At 29.7% G+C, this 5,185-nt stretch carries 6 protein-coding genes and 1 pseudogene; 3 read left to right on the forward strand and 4 right to left on the reverse strand.

Annotated features, from left to right (window positions below; translation table 11 throughout):
• The 3 genes and pseudogenes from HY951_01225 to HY951_01235 all read left to right on the forward strand — a co-directional run.
• Window positions 1-145: hypothetical protein (locus HY951_01225; GenBank protein MBI5538652.1), on the forward strand; the 145-nt coding region annotated here is incomplete at its 5' end.
• Window positions 146-257: 112 nt separating this feature from the next.
• Window positions 258-410 (forward strand): annotated as a pseudogene (locus HY951_01230) (cytosol nonspecific dipeptidase).
• Window positions 411-413: 3 nt separating this feature from the next.
• Complete coding sequence (locus HY951_01235) at window positions 414-1,646, forward strand: tetratricopeptide repeat protein (GenBank protein ID MBI5538653.1); 1,233 nt, start codon at window positions 414-416, stop codon at window positions 1,644-1,646.
• 33 nt (window positions 1,647-1,679) lie between these two features.
• Here HY951_01235 and HY951_01240 read toward each other — a convergent pair whose 3' ends face one another.
• From HY951_01240 to HY951_01255, 4 genes are all read right to left on the reverse strand, one after another.
• Complete coding sequence (locus HY951_01240) at window positions 1,680-3,062, reverse strand: citrate transporter (protein ID MBI5538654.1); 1,383 nt, start codon at window positions 3,060-3,062, stop codon at window positions 1,680-1,682.
• Between the two features lie 109 nt (window positions 3,063-3,171).
• Entirely contained in the window at window positions 3,172-3,759 is a 588-nt protein-coding gene (locus HY951_01245) for a hypothetical protein (GenBank protein MBI5538655.1), read from the reverse strand.
• A gap of 245 nt (window positions 3,760-4,004) precedes the next feature.
• Window positions 4,005-4,778, reverse strand: coding sequence for a hypothetical protein (locus tag HY951_01250; GenBank protein ID MBI5538656.1), 774 nt, complete (start codon window positions 4,776-4,778; stop codon window positions 4,005-4,007).
• A 52-nt stretch (window positions 4,779-4,830) separates the two neighbouring features.
• Window positions 4,831-5,185: nitronate monooxygenase (locus HY951_01255; GenBank protein MBI5538657.1), on the reverse strand; the 355-nt coding region annotated here is incomplete at its 5' end.

Here is a 5,185-nt window from a genome sequence, read left to right on the forward strand (position 1 = left end):
TGGTGTTGGCAATGGCATTGAACTAGCAAAACATCTAAATGCTGAGTTTATTCGTCTTCCAGATGCTGGTCATTTCAATGATAAAGCAGGTTATGCTAAATTTGGTCTTCTTCTTGAAAAGATAACACAAGTTCTTAAAAAGTAAATCGAGCCCGACGAGATTTGTTCAAAACTTTTTTAGTTTTTCCTAATTTCATTTTTTTGGTGAAACTTTTTTTAAAATGATACCAAAATAAAAAGAAGTTTATGTTATACAATTTTTAGAAAAATATCCTTAACTTGACATGATCTCCTTTGGTCCTACTTTACGCGGAGTACATAGTCCAAGTGAAAGATTGCAAATTGCCACAGTACAAAAATTCTGGGATTTGTTATTAGAAATTCTGAAAAATATTCCGGCAGGAAAATAATTTATGAAACTAAAATTTTTATTAACCCTACTCCACTTATTTTTATTGTGGAGTGGGGTTTTTTCACAATCCATAAACGATGTTTATGATGGTGGCGTCAAAAAGATGAATAAAAAACTATACGATGATGCAATTAAAGATTTTTCATTCGTCGTACAAAAAGATAAGTACTACTCTCCTGCTTTTCATGACAGAGCAGTGTGTTACGTTGCACAAAATAAATTAGACCTTGCTGTTAAAGATCTCACATCAGCTATTACAGCAAAAAAAGATTATTTCGAAGCATTTATCGACAGAGCAGATATTTATTTAAAAACAGGAAAAAGAAAAGAAGCAATTGCCGATTACGAGCAGATTATAAAACTAAAGCCAACATATACTTTAGCTTATGAAAAACGTGCCAATCTGTATATTCAGGAAAAGAATAATGAGCTAGCTTTAAACGATTTATCTAAAGCCATTGAACTAAAAACAAAAAATGAAGATTGTTATTTTCAAAGAGGAAATATATTTTTAACAAATAACAAATACGATGAAGCAATAAAAGATTATTCCTCTGCAATTATAATGAACCCAAATAATGGGATGGCATACTACAATAGAGCACAGTGTTATATACAACAGAAAAAAAATAAAGAAGCAATTCCTGACCTAACAAAAGCTATTGATTTAAAAATTCAAAATGAAGATATATATACTAAAAGAGCTACTGCATTTTATAATATAAAAATGAATGACAAAGCATTAGCTGATTACTCAACCATAATTAATATTTATAAAACAAAAAAAACAGAAATCTATATTAACAGGGGATTACTTTTTAATGAATTGGGACAATATGCAAATGCAGTTAAAGATTTTACAAAAGCAACAACTTTAGATAAGACTAATTTTGAAGCATACTATAACAGAGGTGAAGCATATGCAAAACAAGGCAAAACAAAAGACCCACTTGCAATAAAAGATTTTTCAAAAGCAATTGAATTAAACCCCGAAAGCGGCGATGCATATTTAAAACGAGGCATTTATTATTACGACAAACAAAAATTTGATGAAGCTTTGGACGATTTAAATAAAGCTGTAAAGATTACTAAAAACGCCTATTCATATTATTACCGCGGTGCAATATTATATGAAATGAAAAAAACTTCAGATGCCTGTGTTGACCTTAAAAAAGCTAAAGAGATGGGTTGCAAGGAAGCTATTACAAAAGCCAATCAACTTTGTCCTCAATAAATATTAACAAATTGAATTATAAATAAAATTCTTCTAATCTGATATTGTAAAATTTGCATTTTCGTTATAAACCGGTTTTGGTGTTATTTCTTTTTTATCAATGCAATTACAATCCCTGTTAATCTTTACCTTTTTATTATCTGCAGGATTCCAGCCCATTGTTAAGTATAATACAAAAAATCCCACAACATATGCTACAATAACATACCAACCATTTGTAACCCATTTAAAAACATTTCTGGCTTCTGTAAATTTATTTGTAATAGCAACACCTGCTGACGATCCAAACCAAATCATTGAACCACCAAAGCCTACAGAATAAGCCAACATTCCCCAATCATAACATCCTTGTTCAAGGCAAAGCTTTGTAAGTGGAATGTTATCAAATACTGCAGAAACAAAACCTAAAATAAAAGCTGTCAACCAGGATGCAGAAGGTAAATCGTTTACTGGCATTAATGAAGCTGCAGTTACTAAACATAATAAAAATATAGTTCCTTTAATGGCTCCAGAAATTTCTCTCCAAGGCATTTTTCTAATAAAAGACCCTATCAGTATGGCAATCCAAACACCAAGTGCAGGCATATCATAAAAGAAGTTAGAAATTATTGCACCAACTAATATTAATAAAACAATTAATAATTTACCCCAGTCTATTTTTGCGCCAAGCTTTGCATTAGCACTTATTTTATGAAATTTATCCTGCTGATGTGAAGCAAACCATGCTATAATTAAAAGTGCAACCCCTGCAGCAATATAAGCGTGAAGAACATTAAATGGACTTACTCCATCAATCCACATCATTGTAGTTGTTGTATCGCCAACTACACTGCCTGACCCACCGGCATTACTGGCAGCAACAATTGCTGCTATATATCCAATATGTACTTTATTTTTAAAAACAACCAATGCAATTGTACCTCCAATCATTGCTGCTGCAATGTTATCAAGAAAAGAAGATAAAATAAACACAAGTACTAATAGCACAAAACCGCCTTTCCAACCAATTGGTAAATATTTAGGAATAATATCTGGAACACCAGATTCTTCAAATATTTTTGCTAATAATGCAAATCCTAACAATAGTCCCAATAAATTAACAATTGTTGTCCACTCTCCTTGTCTAAATTCTTTATTAGTAAGCTGGCTTACCATTGAGTTTTCACCTATTAGATGGTGAATAAAATTAAATTCAGAGTCAAAAATAAATTTGAATGCTAAAATTGAAAGCAAGCCTGTAATTGCAACCCAAAAAGTTTGCTTATGAAATAATGCTACTCCTACTAAAGTTAAAGCAAATAAAACAAACTCTAATCTTATTCCACCAATTACAGGAATTGAATTTACTTCGGCAAATGCACCAATTGGAATTAAAAACAAACATAAAGGAAAAATTAAATGCATCAATTTTTTCATATCTCAAATATAAAAGCGATTAATCAATAAATTACCTATATAACTTTAGGTAAAATTAATGCACTAAATTAATAAAGATTTATTTACAAACTGAAATGAAATAACATACTTATCGTGAGGTAACAAGGCTGGCAGGAATCTGATCAAAAAATCTTTGAGCATTTTCTTCAGCCATTTTCTTCATACTTTCCCATACCTTATCGCACCATGCAGCATCATAATCAGTTTTAAGAAAGTTTGGTGCTTCATTTAATGAAGACAAAACTCCAAATTCAATTTTCTCACCTTTTGAAGCAGGTATATGTTTAAAATTACTAACTATAAAATCCATTTCATTGTCTTTAACAACAATATATACTTTATAATCTATTCTGCCATTTGTTTGTGAAATATACATTCTTGAATAAGTAGGAGAACTTTCGTACTTAACTGGGTTTACAAAATCAAAATAACCTTCACCTACAATAGTATCAACAGTATTAGCAGTTTTTAATTTAAAAAGATTTTGTGTTGATGCCCATTCTGTAACATCCTTCAGAGCCTTTTTCTTTTTTCCTGATTCTATTGGTATATTTTGTTTAAACACAAGCGATTTCTGGCAAAAACTTTTAAATGAGAAAGAAAAAAATATTATAACTATAATGAAAAAGCTTGTTTTCGAAAACCTCTTTAATGCTATATCCACATTTGTTTTCATGGCTTTTTGGCTTTATTGTTATGTGCTTATTTATTAATACGCAAAGGAAGCTAAAAAGATGAAATTATATAACTGGTTTTCTACATGTTAGCAGATATTAATTGTTAATAACGTGCAGCTATTAACTGATTATCTGAAATATATGTTAAAACATTCCTGTTAATAAGTCAATTTGTTAACTTATTAACAATAGAAAGTTAAGAAAAATCAGTAATCACAAGGTTTATGGCACTATAATCCAAATTTTACAATCTTGGTTTTAATGAAATTGTTTCAATTCCTTCTTCAGAAAAAGAACTTCCTATTGAACTTCCATTAACAATAGTTGAAGATTGAACCAAATGATCAATATTTCGTTCTATCACAATTTTATTAATCAAATTATCTTTAAGTACCCAGAATTGAGCAAATTCACCATTTGAATAAGTTCTTTCTTCAGAACTAACATTTGTGCTAAATGTATTCCCAGGAAGTGTAACTCCATTTTGATCAACCTGCCAATGCATATTAACTGTTGTTTTTGTAATATAATTTCGCTCAAAAACTAAGGATAATTTTTCTGAATTATTTATAAATAGCCAAGTCCCTGCTGCTCTTTCATTATATGTGTATATTACTTTATCATATGTGGTAATATTAGTAACTAGATTTAATTTTTGCCATGTTTTTGATAATTCATAATGGAATAAATATTCCATTTTACTGTCATTATTAAACCGGTAGTAATTTTCTTTCATAACACCTAATGTGGTAATAGATGTATCATGAGATGTATTAATTGAATCTACCAATTGTATTATACTATCTCCATTAACTTTTAATTTAACTTTTGCAGTTGTGCCATCGTTTAACATTTGAGTTATATTGCTTTCCATTGTGTCAATAACCCATTCACCAACAACACTATATGTTATTTGCTCTGCTGTAGTTGGATTATCTTTTTTAGAACAACTAGATACAATAATTAAAATAATAATTAACAGTGACAAATAAATGAGTATTGATTTAATATTCTTCATTTAATTAAGATATTAATAATTAGCTAGATAGATTAATTTTATTTTTAAAGTATTATTTAACAATTTGCAATGCTCCAGTAAGTTCTTTTACTGATTTAATGTTATGGTGGTCTAAATACTCATTAATTCCATCAATAACTTTTACAGTAACCTGAGGATCAATAAAATTAGCTGTACCAATTTGAATTGCAGTAGCACCTGCTAAAAAGAATTCAATAGCATCTGTTGCATTCATTATTCCACCTAACCCAATAATTGGAATTTTTATAGCTTTATAAACCTGCCAAACCATTCTTAAAGCAATTGGTTTAATGGCTGGACCAGATAAACCGCCTGTTATAGTTGATAATACAGGTCGTCTGGTTTCTGCATTTACAGCCATTCCTAACAATGTATTTATAAGTGAA

Source organism: Bacteroidia bacterium (assembly GCA_016218155.1).
Taxonomy (GTDB): Bacteria; Bacteroidota; Bacteroidia; order Bacteroidales; family GWA2-32-17; genus GWA2-32-17.